General features: G+C 71.5%; 19 protein-coding genes. 11 read left to right on the top strand and 8 right to left on the bottom strand.

Going from position 1 to position 17,740, the window contains the following annotated elements:
* Positions 1-169: 169 nt before the first annotated feature.
* Genes DEJ19_RS13190 through DEJ19_RS13180 form a run of 3 tightly spaced genes read right to left on the bottom strand, consistent with a single transcriptional unit; the run spans position 170 to position 2,837 of the window.
* Positions 170-844, bottom strand: a complete 675-nt coding sequence (locus DEJ19_RS13190) for a methionine ABC transporter permease (protein ID WP_017888525.1) — start codon at positions 842-844, stop codon at positions 170-172.
* Positions 841-1,887 carry a methionine ABC transporter ATP-binding protein gene (locus DEJ19_RS13185; protein ID WP_110863448.1) on the bottom strand — a complete coding sequence of 349 codons (1,047 nt, stop codon included), beginning with the start codon at positions 1,885-1,887 and terminating at the stop codon, positions 841-843. Before DEJ19_RS13185 ends, DEJ19_RS13190 begins: the two co-directional genes overlap by 4 nt.
* Positions 1,887-2,837 (bottom strand): MetQ/NlpA family ABC transporter substrate-binding protein, encoded by a 951-nt coding sequence (locus tag DEJ19_RS13180; protein ID WP_110863447.1) that lies wholly within the window; start codon positions 2,835-2,837, stop codon positions 1,887-1,889. The genes DEJ19_RS13185 and DEJ19_RS13180 overlap by 1 nt, the downstream gene beginning before the upstream one ends.
* A gap of 177 nt (positions 2,838-3,014) precedes the next feature.
* Here DEJ19_RS13180 and DEJ19_RS13175 point away from each other — a divergent pair, with 177 nt between their 5' ends.
* On the top strand, positions 3,015-3,524 hold the full coding sequence (locus DEJ19_RS13175) for a 2'-5' RNA ligase family protein (RefSeq protein WP_110863446.1): 510 nt from the start codon (positions 3,015-3,017) through the stop codon (positions 3,522-3,524).
* 24 nt (positions 3,525-3,548) lie between these two features.
* On the opposite strand, the gene DEJ19_RS13170 is transcribed toward DEJ19_RS13175, so the two are convergent.
* The 3 genes from DEJ19_RS13170 to DEJ19_RS13160 form a co-directional block, all read right to left on the bottom strand.
* Entirely contained in the window at positions 3,549-4,796 is a 1,248-nt protein-coding gene (locus DEJ19_RS13170; RefSeq protein WP_110863445.1) for a D-arabinono-1,4-lactone oxidase, read from the bottom strand.
* A 106-nt stretch (positions 4,797-4,902) separates the two neighbouring features.
* Positions 4,903-6,384, bottom strand: coding sequence for an MDR family MFS transporter (locus tag DEJ19_RS13165; protein ID WP_111233259.1), 1,482 nt, complete (start codon positions 6,382-6,384; stop codon positions 4,903-4,905).
* A 166-nt stretch (positions 6,385-6,550) separates the two neighbouring features.
* Positions 6,551-6,832: an acylphosphatase gene (locus tag DEJ19_RS13160; protein WP_111095290.1), complete on the bottom strand. Its 282-nt coding sequence runs from the start codon at positions 6,830-6,832 to the stop codon at positions 6,551-6,553.
* Positions 6,833-6,976: 144 nt separating this feature from the next.
* Here DEJ19_RS13160 and DEJ19_RS13155 point away from each other — a divergent pair, with 144 nt between their 5' ends.
* The 7 genes from DEJ19_RS13155 to DEJ19_RS13125 all read left to right on the top strand — a co-directional run bounded on the left by DEJ19_RS13155 (position 6,977) and on the right by DEJ19_RS13125 (position 13,584).
* Positions 6,977-7,684 (top strand): NUDIX hydrolase, encoded by a 708-nt coding sequence (locus DEJ19_RS13155; RefSeq protein WP_035808830.1) that lies wholly within the window; start codon positions 6,977-6,979, stop codon positions 7,682-7,684.
* 8 nt (positions 7,685-7,692) lie between these two features.
* Positions 7,693-8,964, top strand: a complete 1,272-nt coding sequence (nadA, locus tag DEJ19_RS13150; protein ID WP_111233260.1) for a quinolinate synthase NadA — start codon at positions 7,693-7,695, stop codon at positions 8,962-8,964.
* A 32-nt stretch (positions 8,965-8,996) separates the two neighbouring features.
* Entirely contained in the window at positions 8,997-10,664 is a 1,668-nt protein-coding gene (nadB, locus tag DEJ19_RS13145) for an L-aspartate oxidase (protein WP_111233261.1), read from the top strand.
* Positions 10,661-11,587: a carboxylating nicotinate-nucleotide diphosphorylase gene (nadC, locus tag DEJ19_RS13140; RefSeq protein ID WP_111233262.1), complete on the top strand. Its 927-nt coding sequence runs from the start codon at positions 10,661-10,663 to the stop codon at positions 11,585-11,587. Before nadB ends, nadC begins: the two co-directional genes overlap by 4 nt.
* A gap of 2 nt (positions 11,588-11,589) precedes the next feature.
* Complete coding sequence (locus tag DEJ19_RS13135) at positions 11,590-12,729, top strand: cysteine desulfurase family protein (RefSeq protein ID WP_111233263.1); 1,140 nt, start codon at positions 11,590-11,592, stop codon at positions 12,727-12,729.
* 79 nt (positions 12,730-12,808) lie between these two features.
* Positions 12,809-13,075, top strand: a complete 267-nt coding sequence (locus DEJ19_RS13130) for a hypothetical protein (protein WP_111233264.1) — start codon at positions 12,809-12,811, stop codon at positions 13,073-13,075.
* 218 nt (positions 13,076-13,293) lie between these two features.
* Complete coding sequence (locus DEJ19_RS13125; protein ID WP_111233265.1) at positions 13,294-13,584, top strand: hypothetical protein; 291 nt, start codon at positions 13,294-13,296, stop codon at positions 13,582-13,584.
* Positions 13,585-13,606: 22 nt separating this feature from the next.
* On the opposite strand, the gene DEJ19_RS13120 is transcribed toward DEJ19_RS13125, so the two are convergent.
* Positions 13,607-14,074: an MSMEG_6728 family protein gene (locus DEJ19_RS13120; RefSeq protein ID WP_111233266.1), complete on the bottom strand. Its 468-nt coding sequence runs from the start codon at positions 14,072-14,074 to the stop codon at positions 13,607-13,609.
* A gap of 88 nt (positions 14,075-14,162) precedes the next feature.
* Here DEJ19_RS13120 and DEJ19_RS13115 point away from each other — a divergent pair, with 88 nt between their 5' ends.
* Positions 14,163-14,759: an NAD(P)H-dependent oxidoreductase gene (locus tag DEJ19_RS13115; protein WP_111233312.1), complete on the top strand. Its 597-nt coding sequence runs from the start codon at positions 14,163-14,165 to the stop codon at positions 14,757-14,759.
* A gap of 192 nt (positions 14,760-14,951) precedes the next feature.
* On the opposite strand, the gene aroQ is transcribed toward DEJ19_RS13115, so the two are convergent.
* Positions 14,952-15,395 (bottom strand): type II 3-dehydroquinate dehydratase, encoded by a 444-nt coding sequence (aroQ, locus tag DEJ19_RS13110; RefSeq protein ID WP_027466301.1) that lies wholly within the window; start codon positions 15,393-15,395, stop codon positions 14,952-14,954.
* Between the two features lie 142 nt (positions 15,396-15,537).
* Between aroQ and DEJ19_RS13105 the strand changes: the two genes are divergently transcribed.
* The gene (locus DEJ19_RS13105; protein WP_071405106.1) at positions 15,538-17,208 is read left to right on the top strand and encodes a sodium:solute symporter family protein; all 1,671 of its coding nucleotides are present in this window, start codon (positions 15,538-15,540) and stop codon (positions 17,206-17,208) included.
* A gap of 22 nt (positions 17,209-17,230) precedes the next feature.
* Positions 17,231-17,566, top strand: coding sequence for a hypothetical protein (locus tag DEJ19_RS13100; protein ID WP_027466303.1), 336 nt, complete (start codon positions 17,231-17,233; stop codon positions 17,564-17,566).
* Positions 17,567-17,740: the final 174 nt, after the last annotated feature.

Here is a 17,740-nt window from a genome sequence, read left to right as displayed (position 1 = left end):
CGGGCGACGGTGCGTGCGACCTCGGCGGAGATGAGCGGGGAGTCGTGACCGCTCGGCGCACGACGCTGGGCGCGTCCGTCCGGGCGGCGACGCACCGGAGGCCCGGTGCCGGTCTCGTGGACCGGCACCGGGCCTCCAGGCGGTTGCCCTCAGAACCCGAGAGCCCGCGTCAGCGACGCAGCGTTGCCCGCGCCAAGCGGTTGCCGATGAACTGGCCGAGCTGCACGATGACGACGATCGCCGCCACCGAGACGTAGACCACCCACCAGTCGTAGCGCTGCGAGCCGTAGGTGATCGCGTACTCGCCGAGTCCGCCGCCACCGATCAGCGCACCCTGCGCCGTCATGTCGACGATGCCGATGTAGATGAACGTGTAGCCGAGGATCAGGGGGCCGAGACCCTCGGGGATGAGCACGGTCAGCAGGATCGAGACCGGGTGCGCACCCGAGGCCCGAGCAGCCTCGACGACGCCTGGGTCGACCGACAGCAGGTTCTGCTCGACGATCCGGGACACCGCGAAGGCCGCGGCCAACGAGATCGCGAAGGTGACCGCGGGGACACCGATCGTGGTCTGCACGACGACCCGCGACAGCGGCGCGATCGCGGCGAGGAAGATCACGAACGGGATCGGGCGGATCAGGTTCACGAACACGTTGAGCACCGTGTACGCGGTGCGGTTGCCGAGGACGTTGCCCGGCCGGGTCGCGTAGAGCAGCAGGCCGAGCGCGAGGCCGATGACCCCGGCGATGACCAGCGAGATCAGCGACATCACGATGGTGTCGCGGATCGCGGCGAGGAAGACGTCGAACGTGTCGATCACGCTCTGGAACGAGTTGTTGTTCACGCGGCGGCCTCCTCGTCGGTCGTGACGCCGTCGGCGCGGAGTGCGGCGATCGCGCGATCGATGGCGTCGGGCTCGGCGCCGGGCGCGCTCAGTTCGTAGGTGAGCGACCCGATCCGACGCTCCCGGATCTCGCCGACCCCGCCGTAGACGAGTTCGGCGGTGACCCCGGCGGCGCGGAACGCGGCGTCGATGCGGTTCTGCAGCCCGGCCTCGTCGGTGATCTGCACCGTGACGAGCCGACCCGGGTGGCGGTCCCGCAGGCGCCGGAGCGTCTCGGGGGAGGGCCGGTCGTGCAGCGCGGTGCGGACGAAGCGCTGCGCGGCACCGGTCTTCGGCGTCGAGAACACGTCGTAGACGTCCCCGACCTCGACGACCCGCCCCTGCTCCATCACGGCGACCCGGTCGGCGATCTGCCGGACCGCGTCCATCTCGTGCGTGATCACGATGATGGTGACGCCGAGCTCCCGGTTGACGCGGCGGAGCAGCGCGAGCACCTCGGAGGTGGTCTCCGGGTCGAGGGCGCTGGTCGCCTCGTCGGCGAGCAGCAGGTCGGGCGACGCGGCGAGGGCGCGGGCGATGCCGACGCGCTGCTTCTGCCCGCCGGACAGCTGCTCCGGGTAGGCGTGGGCGCGCTCGAGCAGGCCCACGAAGTCGAGCAGCTCGGCGACGCGACGGTTCCGCTCGGCCTTCGGCACGCCTGCGACCTTGAGCGGGTACGCGACGTTGCCGGCGATCGTGCGGGACCGGAACAGGTTGAACTGCTGGAAGATCATCCCGATGTTGCGACGCGCCAGACGGCGGTCCCGCTCGGGGATCGCCGTCAGTTCGCGGCCCGCGACGGTCACCGTGCCGGAACTCGGCAGTTCCAGCGCGTTGACCAGGCGGACCAGGGTGGACTTGCCGGCACCGGAGTACCCGATGACGCCGAGGACCTCTCCCTGGTGCACGTCCAGGGAGACGTCCTCGACGGCCACCACGGTCTCGCCGGTGTCGGCGCGGCGGTAGTGCTTCGAGACGCCGCGGAGTTCGACGAGGACCGGCACTACTGCTTGGCCGCCTTCGCGTCCTGCTCGACCTGGGCGAGCTCGTCCTGCAGCTTCGAGGCGCTCTCGTCGCGGGCGACTGCCTCGGGCAGGTCCTTCGCGAAGGCCTTCTGCACGGCGTCGTCCTGGAACAGCTCGGCCAGGTCGAGGTAGGTCTTGTTGCCCTTGTCCTCGTCGCGGACGGCGAACACGTTCACGTACGGGGCGGCGCTCGCGCTCGAGGGGTCGTCCTGGTAGATCGCGTCCGAGATCGGCAGACCGGCGGCGGTGGCAAAGTTGTTGTTCACGACGGCGGCGGCGACGGAGCCCTGCTGCAGCGCGTTCGCGGTCTGCGAGGCGTCGAGGGGCTGGACGTCGACCTTCTTCGTCTCGATGTCGTCGGCGGTGGAGAACGCCGACCCGCCGTCCTTCAGCGTGATCAGGTCGGCCGCCTGCAGGATCAGGAGCGCACGGGCCTGGTTGATCGAGTCGTTCGGGATCGCGACCTTGGCGTTCGCGGGCAGCTCGGACGGCTTGTCGTACTTCGTCGCGTAGAGCGGCAGCGGGTAGACGGCGGTCGAACCGATCGGCTGCAGGTCGTCGTTCGAGGTGACGTTGTAGTCCGCCAGGTACTGGATGTGCTGGAACTGGTTGATGTCCAGCTGACCGTCCTTGAGGGCGGGGTTCGGCAGCGAGTAGTCCGAGAAGTTCGTCAGCTTGACGGTGACGTTGAGCTTGTCCTTCGCGAGCTTCGTGTACGTGCTCCAGTAGCCGAGCGACTTGTCCGCGACACCGATCGTGACGGTCTTCGGGGCGGCGTCACCGGCGGCACCGGCGTCGTTGCTCCCGGAGCGGAGGGCGCCGACGACGACGGCGACGACGATCGCCACGACGACGATCGCGGCGGCGACGATCCAGCCGATCGGGCGCTTGCCCTTCGGCTTCTCGGGCAGTGCGGGGGCTGCGGACATGCTGGTGCTCCTCGTGGGCAGTGCGTGTGGGGGAGCCGCGGTGGTCCGCGGCGTGGAGACGAGTGTGACGTGCGGTCCACCCCCGGTGCGAGTTCCGTTCCGTCGTGTTACGCAGCACTCGACCCGTGCCGCCTGCGTGGGAGCACGCGTCCCGACACGACTTGGTTGACTCGGATCGTGCGCAGCATCGAACTCGTCCTCGGCCCGGAGTCGGACGCCGCCGTGCGGTCCGCCTGGCAGGCCCTGATCGACGCCGACCTGCCGAGCCTCGGTCGGCACCCGTCGCCGTCGAACGCCCCGCACGTCACCCTGGCCGCCGGGGACACGCTGCCCGTGCCGGCCGGGTTCCGCACGTCGGTCCCGACCGCGATCCGGCTCGGCGGGCTCCTGCTCTTCCCCGCGGGTGCCGGTCGGTCGGTCCTCGTGCGCGCGGTGGTCCTCGACGCGGCGCTCACGACCTTCCACGGCGAGGTGCACACGGTCGCGCCCGGCGGCGTCGAGACGTCGGTGCCCGGGCACTGGTCGCCGCACGTCACGCTGGCCCGCCGGGTGCGTGACGAGGACCTGCCGCGCGCCGTCGCTGCGCTGCGCGCCGTGCCGCTGCCGGAGACGCTCGACGTCGGCGGCGTCCGGCACTGGGACGGCGAGACGCGGACGATCACGCCGCTCGCGTTCACCACCGGCTAGCGGGGCACGGCCTGGAGGCCCGGCTCAGGTCCCGAGCACGCGCTCGCCGAACGCGGATGCGAACGTCCGCTCCGGGTCGGCCCGGGCGACGAGGTCGCGGAAGTCCGCCAGCCGCGGGTACAGCCCGGCGATCGCCGCGTGGTCGAGGGAGCTCATCTTGCCCCAGTGTGGTCGGCCGTCGAAGGCTGCGAGCCGGGACTCCAGGTCGGGCAGGATCGCGGCGACCTCGGTCGGGTGCTTCTTCCAGGTGAACGCGATGCAGAGGACGTCCTCGCCCTGGGTCGGGCTGAGCCAGAGGTCGTCCGCGGCCATCGTCCGGAGTTCGCAGACGTGCAGGTGCGGCTGGATCCGGTCGGCGAGCCCCCGGAGCGCGTCGAGAGCGGCCGCCGCGTGCCGGAGCGGGACGAAGTGCTCGCTCTGCACCTCGGACCCGTGGCTCGGGACGGACCCGATCGGGAAGTGCGGCAGGCGGTCCCACCACGGTCCGACCGAGCCGTCGCGCGCGGTCCGGCGGTCGTCGCCGGGGGTGCCGGGCAGGCGGCGTGCGCCGGCCAGCGCTTCGGGCACCGGCACGTCCTCGGCGCCGTCGGGCACGCGCGACTTCACCAGGACCTCGGTGATCGCATCGCCGAACACGGTGTAGGCGCACACCGAGTACGCGGCGGCGTGCACGTCAGCGACGTTCGCCGTGAAGGTGTCCCAGGGGATCGCGCCGTAGACGTCCTGACGCATCCCGTAGGACGGTTCCACGTCGAGGGTCACCCGGGTCACGATGCCGAGCAGTCCGAGGTGCAGCACGGCACCGTCGAACGCGGGGTCCGTCCGGTCGATCGTCCGGGCGGAGCCGTCCGGACCGAGCACCTCGAACGCGCGCACCGCGGTGGCGAGCGAGCCCAGTGCCGTACCGGAACCGTGGGTGCCGGTCGCGACCGCACCCCCGACGGAGATGTGCGGCAGGGACCCCGTGTTGTGCAGGGCGAACCCGGCACGGTCGATGTCGGCCGCGACGTCGCCGTACCGGGTGCCGGCTCCGAGGGTCACGGTGCGGTGCTCGGCGTCGACGACCAGGTCGGTGGGGACGCCGGTCAGGTCGAGCAGGGTGCCTGCGGTGTCGGCGACGTCGTTGAACGAGTGCCGGGTGCCGAGGCCGTGCACCCGATCGGCGTCGGCCACGACCTGGGCGGCCTCGTCGGTCGACGACGGGCGGACGACCCGTTCGGCCGTGTACGTGACCGTGCCGGACCAGTTGAGCTCGCTCGTCGTCGACCGCATGGCGCCCACCCTGCCACGCGGTCCGGAGACGGGCGCGGGCCGGCGCCGGTCCCGTCACGGGTTCGGCGTCGGCCCGGCTCGTCGGTCGGTGCGAGAGGCTCGTCGGTCAGTGCACGGGCGGGGGCGTCGGCGCGCCCTCGGGCACCTCGGGCCGGCGGACGAACACCGACGCGAGGATGCCGAACAGCGAGATGATCGCGCCGACCATGAAGGCGGTGCCGACGCCCGACGCGGTGGCCACCTGGACCCCACGGGCACCGGAGCCCTCGACGGCGGTGGCCGCACCGATCGTCAGCAGCGTGACGAACAGGGCCGTGCCCGCCGCACCGGCGAGCTGCTGCGCCGTGCCGAGCACCGCGCTGCCGTGCGAGTACAGCTTCGGGGGCAGCCCGCCGAGCGCCGCGGTGAACAGCGGCGTGAAGGTCAGGGCCAGGCCGATGCTCAGCACCACGTGCGCACCGAGGACGAACCACACGCTGGTGTCGACGCCCACGGTGGAGAGCGCCCAGAGCACGGCGCTGACGATGATCGATCCGGGGATCAGCAGCACGCGCGGGCCACGGCGGTCGTAGATGCGCCCGACGATGGGGGAGAGCAGGCCCATCAGCAGCCCACCGGGGAGCAGCAGCAGGCCGACCTGCAGGACCTCGAGGCCGAGGACGCGCTCCAGGTAGATCGGCAGCAGGATGAGCGTGCCGAACATCGCCATGAAGCTCAGGCCCATCGCGACGATCGGCACCGTGAAGCCACGGGTGCGGAAGGTGCGCAGGTCGAGCAGGGCGCTGTCGGTGCGCTGCAGGCGCGTCTGCCGGACGATGAACACCGCGAGGGCGACGGCACCGACGACCAGGGCGGTCACCGGGACGAGCGGACCGGTCGTACCGGCTTCACCGATGCTGGACAGTCCGTAGACGATGCCGCCGAACGCGAAGGCGGAGAGGATGACCGAGACGACGTCGATCGGTGCCCTGCGCGGCGTCGAGACGTTCTGGACCTTGACCATGCCGAGGATGAGCGCCGCGATCGCGATGGGCAGCACGAAGCCGAACAGCCAGCGCCACGAGAACGCGTTGAGGATCAGGCCGGAGATCGTCGGGCCGATGGCCGGAGCGACCGAGATGACGATCGAGATGTTCCCCATGATGCGGCCACGGTGCGCGGGGTCGACGAGGGTCAGGACCGTCGTCATGAGCAGCGGCATCATGATCGCGGTGCCGCTGGCCTGCACGATGCGGCCGACGAGCAGGACGGTGAAGCCCGGCGCGAGCAAGGCGATCAGCGTGCCGACCGAGAACAGGCCCATCGCCCAGACGAACACCGGTCGGGTGTTGAAGCGCTGCAGCAGGAACCCGGTGATCGGGATGACGACCGCCATGGTGAGCAGGAAGCCGGTGGTCAGCCACTGGCCGGTCGCGGCGCTGATGTCCAGGTCGTCCATGAGCCGGGGCAGGGCCACGCCCATGATGGTCTCGTTGAGGATGACGACGAACGCGGAGACGAGCAGCAGCCCGATCACGAGTCGGGTCTCGGCAGCGGACGGCTGCGAGACGCTTCCCGTGCGGGGGGCGGAATCGACGGCCTGGGTCATGCGGGTGCTCCTGGTGGTCACGACGGGTGGAACGGGTGTGGCGCAGGACGCGCAGACAGGCCAACTCCCTGAGTGGATGCGATTATTCCGCTTCGCTCCGACATCCGCAGGTGAACGATCGGTGCCGAGCACGCCGGTCGCCGGCGCAGCTCCCACGCACGTCGGCTCAGTGCAGGATCGCGAACCCGTCGGTGTCGCCGTGCGGTACCACCGACCGCAGGCTGACGTCGGTCACGGTCGCCGACGGTGGCCCGGTGCGCAGGCACTCGACCAACGAGTCGACGGCGACCGAGGGTCCCTCCGCCTCGACCTCCACCGTGCCGTCCCAGAGGTTCCTCGCGTAGCCGACGAGGTCGAGCCCGTCCGCCTTCCGAGCGGTCCAGTACCGGAAGCCGACCCCCTGGACCGTCCCCGACACCACGGCATGCACCCTCGTCACCGTCGTCATGTCCTCCACGCTAACCGCGGCGGCCCCTCGGGAGTTTTCGGCCCCGTGACGATCTGTTTCCGGCTCGTGACGAGCGCACCGCGTCGGCAGTGATAGTGTCATCCCAACCCGAACACTTCGAGTCAGATTGACACTATCTCCACCATGGACGAAGCAGGCATCCGCGTCGCGGTCTCCACCGTGATCGTCGCACTGCGCCCGCACCCCGACACCGGGGCCCCGGCGCTGTGGATGCCGCTCGTCCGTCGCGTCGCCGAACCGTTCGAGGGTTCATGGGCGCTCCCCGGCGGCTGGGTCGGCGACGACGAGGGGCTCGAGGACTCCGCGGCCGCCCGACTGCGCGAGACGACGAACGTCCAGCCGCGGTACCTCGAGCAGCTCTACGCGTTCGGGGACGTCGGACGATCCCCGAGCCGCGTGGTGTCGATCGTGTACTGGGCACTCGTGCACCCGGACGAGGCGAACGTCGTGCCCGACGACTGGAACGTCCGGTGGTTCCTGGCCGACGAGCACCCGCCCCTCGCCTTCGACCACGACCGCATCGTCGAGTACGCCCTGTGGCGGCTGCGCAACAAGATGTCCTACTCGCGGATCGCGCAGGCGTTCCTCGGTGACCGCTTCACCCTCGCCGAACTCCGCGGCGTGTACGAGGCGGTGCTCGGCCGTGCACTCGACCCCGCGAACTTCCGTCGGCAGGTCGAGAAGACCGACGCGGTCCTGCCGACCGACGAGACCACGAGCGGGGGTCGGCACCGTCCGGCCCGGCTGTACCGCTCGAACCCCGACCTGGCCTACGCGGACAACGGCCCGCTGCAGACCGGGGCCGATCAGCACCAGCAGCGGAACCGATAGGAAGCCCCGTGTCCATCGCCACGACGATCGAACTCATCTCCAACGGCAAGGCCGGCGGCAGCACCTGCACGCCCGACCTCGCGATGCCGACGTGGGACTTCGACTCCCGCCCCGGGTACGGCCCGGGGTCGTCGATGTCCGACGTCATCCCGACGAGCGCCCCGCGCCAGGGCGTCCTGCCCGACGAGTACAAGACGACCCCGACCGACGAGCTCCACGAGCGCATCGAGCGGGCGAAGGCCACCCTCGGCGACCGAATCGTCGTCCTCGGGCACTTCTACCAGCGCGACGAGGTCGTCCGGCACGCGGACTTCCTCGGCGACTCGTTCCAGCTCGCGAACGCCGCCCTGACGAAACCCGACGCCGAGGCGATCGTGTTCTGCGGCGTGCACTTCATGGCCGAGACGGCCGACATCCTGGCGCGCGACGACCAGCGCGTGATCCTGCCGAACCTGGCCGCCGGCTGCTCGATGGCCGACATGGCCGACATCGACAGCGTCGAGGCCGCGTGGGCGGAGCTGACCGCGGTGTACGGCACCGAGCCCGACGCCGACGGCCGCGTCCCCGTGATCCCGGTCACCTACATGAACTCCGCCGCCGACCTCAAGGCCTTCTGCGGTCGCAACGGCGGCATCGTGTGCACCTCGTCGAACGCCGCGACCGTGCTCGAGTGGGCCTTCGAGCGTGGGCAGCGCGTCCTGTTCTTCCCCGACCAGCACCTCGGCCGCAACACCGCGAAGGCGATGGGCATCAGCACGGACCTGATGCCGATGTGGAACCCGCGCCTGCCGGGTGGGGGCAACACGGGCGCGGACCTGCTCGAGGCGAAGGTCATCCTCTGGCACGGCTTCTGCTCGGTGCACCGCCGCTTCACCGTCGACCAGATCGACCAGGCCCGCCGCGAGCACCCGGGCGTGCAGGTCATCGTGCACCCGGAGTGCCCGATGGCCGTCGTCGACGCCGCTGACCACGCCGGCAGCACCGACCTGATCCGGAAGACCGTCGCCGCGGCCACCGAGCCGACGACGTTCGCGATCGGCACCGAGATCAACATGGTGAACCGGCTCGCCGCCGAGTACCCGCAGCACACGATCTTCTGCCTCGACCCGGTCGTCTGCCCCTGCTCGACGATGTACCGGATCCACCCGGGCTACCTCGCCTGGGTGCTCGAGGCCCTCGTCCGCGGCGAGGTCCTCAACGAGATCGTCGTCCCCACCGACGTGCAGGCCGACGCCAAGGTCGCGCTCGAGCGCATGCTCGCGGCCAAGCCGCGCGGCTGAGACGCGGACCCGACCGAACGAGGGAGACCACCGTGCACGTCGTCATCGTCGGCTCCGGCATCGCCGGCTTGACCGCAGCGATCCGCGCCAGTGCCCTGCACGACGTCACCCTGGTGACGAAGGGGGCGCTCGCCGACAGCGCCACCGCGTACGCCCAGGGCGGCATCGCGGTGGCGCTCGGTGCCGACGACTCCGCGGCGCTGCACCAGGCCGACACCCACGTCGCCGCGGCGGGCAGCGCCGACACCCGGGCCGTCGAGGTCCTGTGCACCGACGGCCCGGCCCGCGTCCGCGACCTGCTCGCCCTCGGGGTGCCCTTCGACCGGTCGTCGGACCCGGCGACCCTCGACCGGTACGGCGACGACCTCGCCCGCGGGCGAGAAGCCGCGCACGGCCGGTGGCGCGTCGTGCACGCCGACGGTGACGCGACCGGAGCCGCCATCGAACGCACCCTCATCGCAGCACTGCACCGACGGCACGTCACGATCCTCGAGCGCACGAGCCTGACCGACCTGGTCGTCCGCGGCGGCGTGGTCGTCGGCGTCGACGTCCTCGACCTCCTCGGGGAACCCCGCCGGCTCGACGCCGACGCCGTCGTCATCGCGTCCGGGGGAGCCGGACACCTGTACCGCGAGACGACGAACCCGCTGGTCGCGACCGGTGACGGGGTCGCCGCCGCCTGGCGCGCCGGCGCCGTCCTCGCCGACCTGGAGTTCGTCCAGTTCCACCCGACACGGCTGGCCGTCCCCGGTGGCGGCCTGGTGTCCGAAGCCGTCCGCGGTGAGGGCGCCGTCCTCCGCGACGCCGCCGGGCACCGCTTCATGACCGACGTGCACCCGGACGCCGAGCTCGCCCCGCGTGACGTCGTCGCGCGGGGGATCGCCGCCGCGGTGCGCGACCAGGGCGGCGCGCCCGTGCTCCTCGACGCCACCGGCCTCGACGCCGGGTTCCTGGTCACGCGGTTCCCCGGACTCACCCGGGCCACCCGCGCCGCCGGCTTCGACTGGACCCGCGAGGGCGTCCCGGTCGCACCGGCCGCGCACTACTCGATGGGCGGCATCGCCACCGACGCCGAGGGCCGCACCAGCCTGCCCGGACTCCTCGCCGTCGGTGAAGCCGCCTGCACCGGGGTCCACGGCGCCAACCGGCTCGCCTCGAACTCCCTGCTCGAGGGACTCGTCTTCGCGGTCCGCGCAGCGGACGCGGTCGCCGCACCGCGACCCGGCTTGCTCCGCCTGCGCGGGGACGCGGGTCTCCACGTCACCAGCGTGCCTCGAGCGGCCGACGCGATCCGTTCCTCCCGTCCGACCCTGCCTGGAGGCGCGACCCACCTCGACGACCTGGGTGCCGTCCGGCAGGCGGTCCAGTCCGTCATGACGGACCGCGTCGGGCTGCTCCGTGACGCCGTCGGGCTGGCCAGCGCACGCCGCGAGCTCGACGCGCTGACCGCGCCGACCGGCGGGGGCGTGCGCGAGCACGAGGACCGTGCGCTGCTCGACCTGGCGCGACTCGTCGCGCTCGCCGCCGAGGCCCGCACCGAGTCCCGCGGGGCGCACGCCCGCACCGACCACCCCGACACCGACCCCACCGCCCCGGCCTCGTACGCCTGGGTCGCCGACCACACCGACGCACACCCCGACGAGCACACGGACGAACGCACCGACGGCTCCGCAGTCGTCCCGCAGGAGGTACCCGCATGACCACCGACCCCGGCACCATCCCGCCGCACGCGCTCCGTCGCGTGATCGAGACCGCGCTCGAGGAGGACGCACCCTGGGGCGACGTCACCAGCGAGACCCTCATCCCCGCCGAGGCGACCGCGACCGCGACCCTCGGCGCGCGCGAGCCCGGCGTGCTGAGTGGCGGCGCGGTGTTCGTCGCCGTGATGCACGCCGTCGACCCGTCGATCCACGCCGTCGTGCACGTCGCCGACGGGACGCGCTTCGTCGCGGGCGACGTCCTCGCGACCGTGACCGGGTCGGCGCGTGCCGTGCTGCGGGCCGAGCGGGTCGCCCTCAACCTGGTGCAGCGGATGTCGGGCATCGCGACGACCACCGCGGCGTACGTCGCTGCCGCCGCGGGCACCTCGGCGCGGATCGTCGACACCCGGAAGACGACGCCCGGCCTCCGAGCACTCGAGCGGTACGCCGTCCGGTGCGGCGGCGGACACAACCACCGCACCTCGCTCTCCGACGCCGTGCTCGCCAAGGACAACCACCTGGCGGTGCTCCTGGCCGGCGGCATCGGCATCGGCGACGCGATCGCCCAGGCCCGCCAGCGGCTCGGGCACACCGTGCACGTCGAGGTCGAGGTGGACCGCATCGATCAGATCGAACCCGTCGTCGCTGCGGGGGTCGACACGATCATGCTCGACAACTTCACCCCGGACGAACTCGTGACCGGGGTCGGCATCGTCGCCGGACGCGCGCTCGTCGAGGCCTCGGGAGGCGTGTCGCTCGACACCGTCGCGGTGATCGCGGCGACCGGCGTCGACGTCATCTCGGTCGGGGCGCTGACCCACTCGGCGCGGGCGCTCGACCTCGGACTCGACATCGACGTCGCGGTGCCGGTGGAGCACGTCGCGGTGCCGACGGAGCACGTCGCGGTGCCGGTGCGGGACTAGCCGTGTTCTACCTGGACCGCGCCGCCACCACCCCGGTCCGCCGCGAGGTGCTCGAGGCGATGTGGCCCTACCTGACGGGGGTGTTCGGCAACCCCTCGTCGACGCACGGGGTCGGGGACGAAGCCGCGCGGGGACTCACCGCCGCACGGGCCGCCGTCGCCGGTGTGCTCGGGTGCCGGCCCGCCGAGGTCGTCTTCACCACCGGCGGCACCGAGGGGGCGAACACCGCGATCAAGGGGATCGCCCTCGCCGCACCCCGCGGTCGGCACGTCGTCACGAGCGCCATCGAGCACGAGGCGGTGTTGGAGAGCTGCGCGTACCTCGCCCGCTTCCACGACTTCGACGTCACCGTGCTGCCCGTCGGCCCGGACGGCCGCGTGGACCCGGCGGTGCTGCGCGCGGCCCTCCGCCCGGACACCACGCTCGTCTCGATCGCGCACGCCGACAACGAGATCGGCACCGTGCAGGACGTCCCCGCGCTCGCGGCGGTGGCGCACGAGGTCGGGGCGCGGTTCCACACCGACGCCGTGCAGTCCGCGCCCTGGCTGCCGATCGGTCTCGGGGCCCTGGGCGTCGACGCGCTGTCGTTGTCCGGGCACAAGCTCGGCGCCCCGAAGGGCACCGGCGTGCTCGCGGTGCGCGCCGGCGTCCCGCTCGAGCCGCTGCTGCACGGCGGGGGACAGGAACGGGGGCGGCGGTCCGGTACCGAGGACGTGGCCGGTGCCGTGGCGGTGGCGACCGCCCTCGGGCTGGCGGCGGAGACGGTGCGGTCGGGGGAGGGCACCGCGACCACCGTGCGCGACGCGGTGCTCGACGGCGTGCTCGCCGCGGTCCCCGGCGCGTTCGTCACCGGGTCGCGGGAGTACCGGCTGCCCGGGCACGCGTCGTTCTGCTTCCCCGGCGTCAACGGCGAGACCGTCCTGCTCGAGCTCGAGCAGCGCGACGTGGTGTCGTCGTCGGGCAGCGCCTGCGCTGCGGGCAGCACCGAGGCCTCCCACGTGCTCACGGCGCTCGGGATCCCCGAGGACGTGGCGCGCACCGCGCTCCGCCTGACGTTCGACGCAGCACTCACGGCCGACGACGTCCCGGTCGTCGTGGGGGCCGTGGCCGACGCCGTGGCGACCGTCCGTGCCCTCGGCTGAGGTGTACTAGACGTTCTACTCCATCTCTGGGTACGTGTCCCCCCTTCTGTGGACAACCGATCTGCGTCAGAGTGTCGTCATGGCAAACGCGATGATGACCCGGACACGACGGGACGACCGCTTCCGAGCGGTGCAGCTCCTGCCGGCGCCGGCCACCCTCGTCGCGCTCGCCCTGGCAGCGCAGCATGACCTCGGCACGGCCCCGCTCGGGATCATCGCCGTGGTCGGAGCGCTCGCGACCGCCGGGAGTGCCCTGCTCCCGATGGTCCGGCCAGCCGCCGCCCATCGGTCGATGCCCGCACCGACCGAGACGGACCGGTACCGAGAGGACACCGAACACCCTTGAGGTCCACCACCGTGCGGTTCCCCTGAACCGAGCCGCGCGGTGGACCCAGACCGGATGTCGATCCCCTGATCGACGTCCGGCGCGGGGCGCGACGTTCCCCCTGTCGTCGTGTCCCGCCGTACACCGCGATCCCGCCGTGGGTCGACGTCCGCACCCCTGAGCGGCGTCGGTTCCCCTGCAGCCCACGGCGGGATCCGGTTCCCCGGTAGCGTCGTCGCATGCCCTCGTACCGTGCGACCCTGGCGATCGGCGCCCTCGCGCCCGGCACCGCCCCGGACGCCGTCCTGCCCGCCGCGGCCGCCCTCGTGCGCGAACACGCCGTGGTCGAGGCCGAGGACGTCCGGCTGCTCCGTGGTGCCCCCTGTGCCGTCGTGCGCTTCGAGGCCGAGGACGACCGTGCCGCCGCGGCCGTCCGCGACGCCGCAGTCGACGGGCTGCGGGACGTGGTCGAGATCCGCTCCGACGTCGTCACCCGGCGCGAGGGCGGTCGCTGGATCCCGGTCGCCTGACCGCCGGGCGGTCGCCTGACGGTCAGGCGGTGTGCGTCGCCGGTTCGGGTGTCCCCGGCCAGACGTAGTCCAGGTCGTCCGGCACGTCCGGGAACAGCTCCCGGTAGTGCTCCGGTGCCTTCTGCACGAGCTTCGAGCGGTGCGAGACGTGCAGGGCCTCGTCGTCGTTCCACGGCGGGACCGGCACGTCGCCGCGCTCGTACGCCGCCAGGTCCTCCGGCACACGGCCCAGGTCGAGCAGGGTCTTCTCGAGACACGTGTCGGCGTACCCGCGCTCGGCCCAGACGTGGCACGTGGCCTCCTGGTACGCCATCAGCGCCGGACGGTAGCCGCGCCACATCGCCGTCACCGGGTGGTGCTGCCAGCCGCAGTCGGGAAGCGTCAGTGCGCGCATCACCTGCAAGGTCTCGACCCGCTGCTTGCCGAGCCGCCGGTCGTCGAGGACCTCGGCGGATGCCCGGAAGTCGGCGTACGGCAGGAAGGTCTGCATGGCGCGGACGCTACCCCGACGGACTGGCACCCGACACATGTCGTCACGAACGTGCCGCCCGCCCCGGCAGCGTGTGAGCATCGACCGCATGAGCGGAGAACTGGTCGTCGGCGTCAGTGGCAGCCCATCGGGCCCCTCGCGGACCTCGACCCTGGTCGCGGCGACGGTGGCCCGGTTGGCCGAGGAGATCGACGGTGCCCGGACCGAGACGATCGAGATCGGCCCGCTGCTCGCCGACCTCGGAGCGGCGTCTGGTCGCGAGACGATGTCCGACCGCACCCGCCGGGCCCTCGAGACGGTGGAGGCCGCGGACGTGCTCGTCGTCGGCAGCCCGGCCTTCCGGGCGGCCTACTCCGGCGCCTTCAAGCTCTTCTTCGACTGGGTCGGGCAGTACGACCTCGTCGACACCCCGGTGCTCCTGACCGCCACCGGTGGCAGCGACCGGCACGCCCTGCTCGTCGAGCACCAGATGCGCCCGTTGTTCGGGTTCTTCCAGTCCACGACACTGCCGCTCGGGGTGTTCGGGAACGAGCGGGACTTCACCAAGCGCGAGGGTGGCTACGACATCGCGAGCGTCGACCTCGAGCTCCGCATCGACCAGGCCGTGCGCCGGGCCGTGCCGCTCATCCGCGGCGGCTTCGCCACCGCCGGCCTGACCGACGTGCGGCGCCCCGCCGAGTTCTGATCCCCACGCCTTGCTCTTCCGGGCTTACCTGGTGCTTCCGGGCATACAGGGTCGCAAGTTCTCACCAGGTATGCCCGGAACCACCAGGCATCGCGCGTGCTTTGGGAAGGAACGGGCGCGACCAAGCGTGACCAGCAGGCGGACTGGAGGCCCGTGGCGACGCCGCCACGGGCCTCCCGTCCGGTCGTTGGCTCAGCCGAGCAGGGACGCGACGTGTGCGACCGCCAGGCGGTAGCCGTCGGCGCCCGCGCCGGCGATGACCGCCGTCGCGGCCGTGGCGACGTGGTCGACGTGGCGGAACGGCTCGCGCTTCCACGTGTTCGACAGGTGCACCTCGACGACGGGGACCCACAGGGCCTCCACCGCGTCGTGCAGCGCGACCGAGGTGTGCGCGTAGGCGGCGGGGTTGATGACGACCGCGGCGAAGTCGTCGAGGGCCTCGTGCAGCCACTCGACCAGCTCGCCCTCGCGGTTCGTCTGGCGGAAGTCGGCCTCGAGCCCGTGCACGGCCGCCTCGGTGTGCACGATCGCCTCGATCTCGGCGAGCGTCACGGTGCCGTACTGCTCCGGGTCGCGGCGCCCGAGGATGTCGAGGTTCGGGCCGTTGAGGACGAGGATGCGCGACGCGTCGGTCATGGGCTGAGCGTAGCGAACCGGGGGAGCGCTGCGCGGCTCGGACGATGCATGCGCTGGCTATGTGAACGGTCACAAATCGGTGTAACGTCTCCGTCCGGGTCGGCAGAGTTGTCGACTGCAACACACTGACGTGGAGATGTGAATGGTTCTCGCTGCAGCGAACGAAGGGATCCGGCTCGACTTGGGCTGGGTCGACTACCTGATGATCATCGTGTACTTCGCGGTCGTCATCGGGATCGGGTTCACCGCCCGCAAGCAGGTCCGGACGAGCATGGACTTCTTCCTGTCCGGCCGCTCGATGCCGGCGTGGATCACGGGCCTGGCGTTCGTGTCCGCGAACCTCGGCGCCACCGAGATCCTCGGCATGGCGGCCAACGGTGCCCAGATCGGCATGGCCACCCTGCACTACTACCTCGTCGGCGCCGTGCCCGCGATGGTGTTCCTCGGCCTCGTGATGATGCCGTTCTACTACGGCTCGAAGGTCCGCTCCGTGCCGGAGTTCATGCTGCGCCGCTTCGGCAAGGCGCCGCACCTGGTGAACGCGATCGCGTTCGCGGTGTCGAACGTGCTCATCGCGGGCATCAACCTCTACGCGATGGCCATCGTCATCGAGGCCATGCTCGGCTGGCCGGAGTGGCTGGCGATCATCGTCTCCGCCGGCTTCGTGCTCGTCTACATCACCCTCGGCGGGCTCTCGAGCGCGATCTACAACGAGGTCATGCAGTTCTTCGTGATCATCGCCGGGCTCATCCCGCTGACGATCGTCGGTCTGCACCGCGTCGGCGGCTGGGATGGCCTGTCGAAGGCCATCACCGAGACCCAGGGCGTGCAGCACCTGCAGGCCTGGGCCGGCACCGGCTTCGGTGACGTCACCAACCCGATCGGCGCCAACTGGCTCGCCATCGTGCTCGGACTGGGCTTCGTGCTCGGCTTCGGCTACTGGACCACGAACTTCACCGAGGTGCAGCGTGCGTTCTCGGCGAAGAACATGTCCGCGGCCCGCCGCACCCCGCTCATCGCCGCGATCCCGAAGCTCTTCATCCCGGCCATCGTCGTGATCCCGGGCCTCATCGCCGCGGCCGTCGTGGGCAACCAGTTCGCCGACGGCACGCTGACCTACAACGACGCGATCCCGAAGCTCATCCAGATGTACCTGCCGACCGGTGTGCTCGGCATCGCGGTGACCGGTCTGCTGGCGTCCTTCATGGCTGGCATGGCGGCGAACGTCTCGTCGTTCAACACCGTCTTCACCTACGACATCTGGCAGCGCTACATCCGCCCGAACATGCCCGACCTGCACTACCTGAAGACCGGCCGCTGGGTCACCGTCGTCGGCGTCGTGGTCGGCATCGCGACCGCGTTCATCGCGGCCCAGGCGTCGAACATCATGACGTACATGCAGACGCTGTTCTCGTTCTTCAACGCACCGCTGTTCGCCGTGTTCATCCTCGGCCTGCTGTGGAAGCGCATGACGACCCAGGGTGCGCTCTGGGGGTACGTCCTCGGCATCGTGACGCCGACGATCACCTGGATCGCCTACCTGGTCAACCCGGACCTGTTCGCCACCGCCACCGCGGAGACCCTGTACGGCGCGATCATCTCGTTCGTCACCGTGCTGGTCGTCGGCTTCGTCGTCTCGATGCTCACCAAGCCGAAGGACGAGAAGGAGCTCGGTGGACTCGTCTACGGCGTGGGCAAGATCGACCTGCACGGCGACTCGGTCGCGACGGACACCGCCTGGTACCGCTCGCCCGCCCTGCTCGGCACCGTCGCGCTCGTCCTGTGCGTCGTCCTGTACCTCCCGTTCCTCTGATCCGCGAAGGAGACCACTTCTCATGAGTGACACCACCACCCCCGGCGCGATGACCGAGGAGCAGAAGGCAGCCCTCGTCCGCTCCACCCGCCGGCTCGACCTGCGCCGCATCCTCGGCGGCCTGTTCGTGCTCTACGGCGTGATCACGACCATCGTCGGGATCGTGCACTGGAACACCGACCCCGAGAAGACCGGCGGGATCCACATCAACCTGTGGGTCGGGATCTCGCTGCTCGTCGGCGGCGGCCTGTTCTTCCTCTGGGACCGCCTGAACCCGGTGCCCGCCGAGGACATCATCGGCCAGGCCGAGGCCGAGTCGCACCAGCGTGCGGCGGGCGAAGGACGCGAGCTGGCCTGAGGTCGCTCAGGTCGGGCTTCCCCGGCCTGACGCTGAACGACGAAGCCGCTGTCGGACGACAGCGGCTTCGTCGTTTCCGGCCGCGGCGGCCGGCGCCCTGACCGGGGCCGAGCGTTGCGGGTAGCATTGATATGTCGATCGGGTGCTGCTCGGTCGAAAGTGAGCCCCGGAGCA

The organism is Curtobacterium sp. MCSS17_016, from assembly GCF_003234255.2.
GTDB classification, from domain to species: Bacteria; Actinomycetota; Actinomycetes; order Actinomycetales; family Microbacteriaceae; genus Curtobacterium; species Curtobacterium flaccumfaciens.
The sequence above is the reverse complement of the archived record's forward strand: the minus strand, read 5'-3'. Positions and strand labels throughout refer to the sequence as shown.

Coding starts and splice junctions, on each gene's coding strand:
- DEJ19_RS13180 (WP_110863447.1), bottom strand. CDS start 2,837: ATGTCCGCAGCCCCCGCACTGCCCGAGAAGCCGAAGGGCAAGCGCCCG.
- DEJ19_RS13170 (WP_110863445.1), bottom strand. CDS start 4,796: ATGCGGTCGACGACGAGCGAGCTCAACTGGTCCGGCACGGTCACGTAC.
- DEJ19_RS13165 (WP_111233259.1), bottom strand. CDS start 6,384: ATGACCCAGGCCGTCGATTCCGCCCCCCGCACGGGAAGCGTCTCGCAG.
- DEJ19_RS13160 (WP_111095290.1), bottom strand. CDS start 6,832: ATGACGACGGTGACGAGGGTGCATGCCGTGGTGTCGGGGACGGTCCAG.
- DEJ19_RS13155 (WP_035808830.1), top strand. CDS start 6,977: ATGGACGAAGCAGGCATCCGCGTCGCGGTCTCCACCGTGATCGTCGCA.
- nadC (WP_111233262.1), top strand. CDS start 10,661: ATGACCACCGACCCCGGCACCATCCCGCCGCACGCGCTCCGTCGCGTG.
- DEJ19_RS13130 (WP_111233264.1), top strand. CDS start 12,809: ATGGCAAACGCGATGATGACCCGGACACGACGGGACGACCGCTTCCGA.
- DEJ19_RS13125 (WP_111233265.1), top strand. CDS start 13,294: ATGCCCTCGTACCGTGCGACCCTGGCGATCGGCGCCCTCGCGCCCGGC.
- DEJ19_RS13120 (WP_111233266.1), bottom strand. CDS start 14,074: ATGCAGACCTTCCTGCCGTACGCCGACTTCCGGGCATCCGCCGAGGTC.
- DEJ19_RS13115 (WP_111233312.1), top strand. CDS start 14,163: ATGAGCGGAGAACTGGTCGTCGGCGTCAGTGGCAGCCCATCGGGCCCC.
- aroQ (WP_027466301.1), bottom strand. CDS start 15,395: ATGACCGACGCGTCGCGCATCCTCGTCCTCAACGGCCCGAACCTCGAC.
- DEJ19_RS13105 (WP_071405106.1), top strand. CDS start 15,538: ATGGTTCTCGCTGCAGCGAACGAAGGGATCCGGCTCGACTTGGGCTGG.
- DEJ19_RS13100 (WP_027466303.1), top strand. CDS start 17,231: ATGAGTGACACCACCACCCCCGGCGCGATGACCGAGGAGCAGAAGGCA.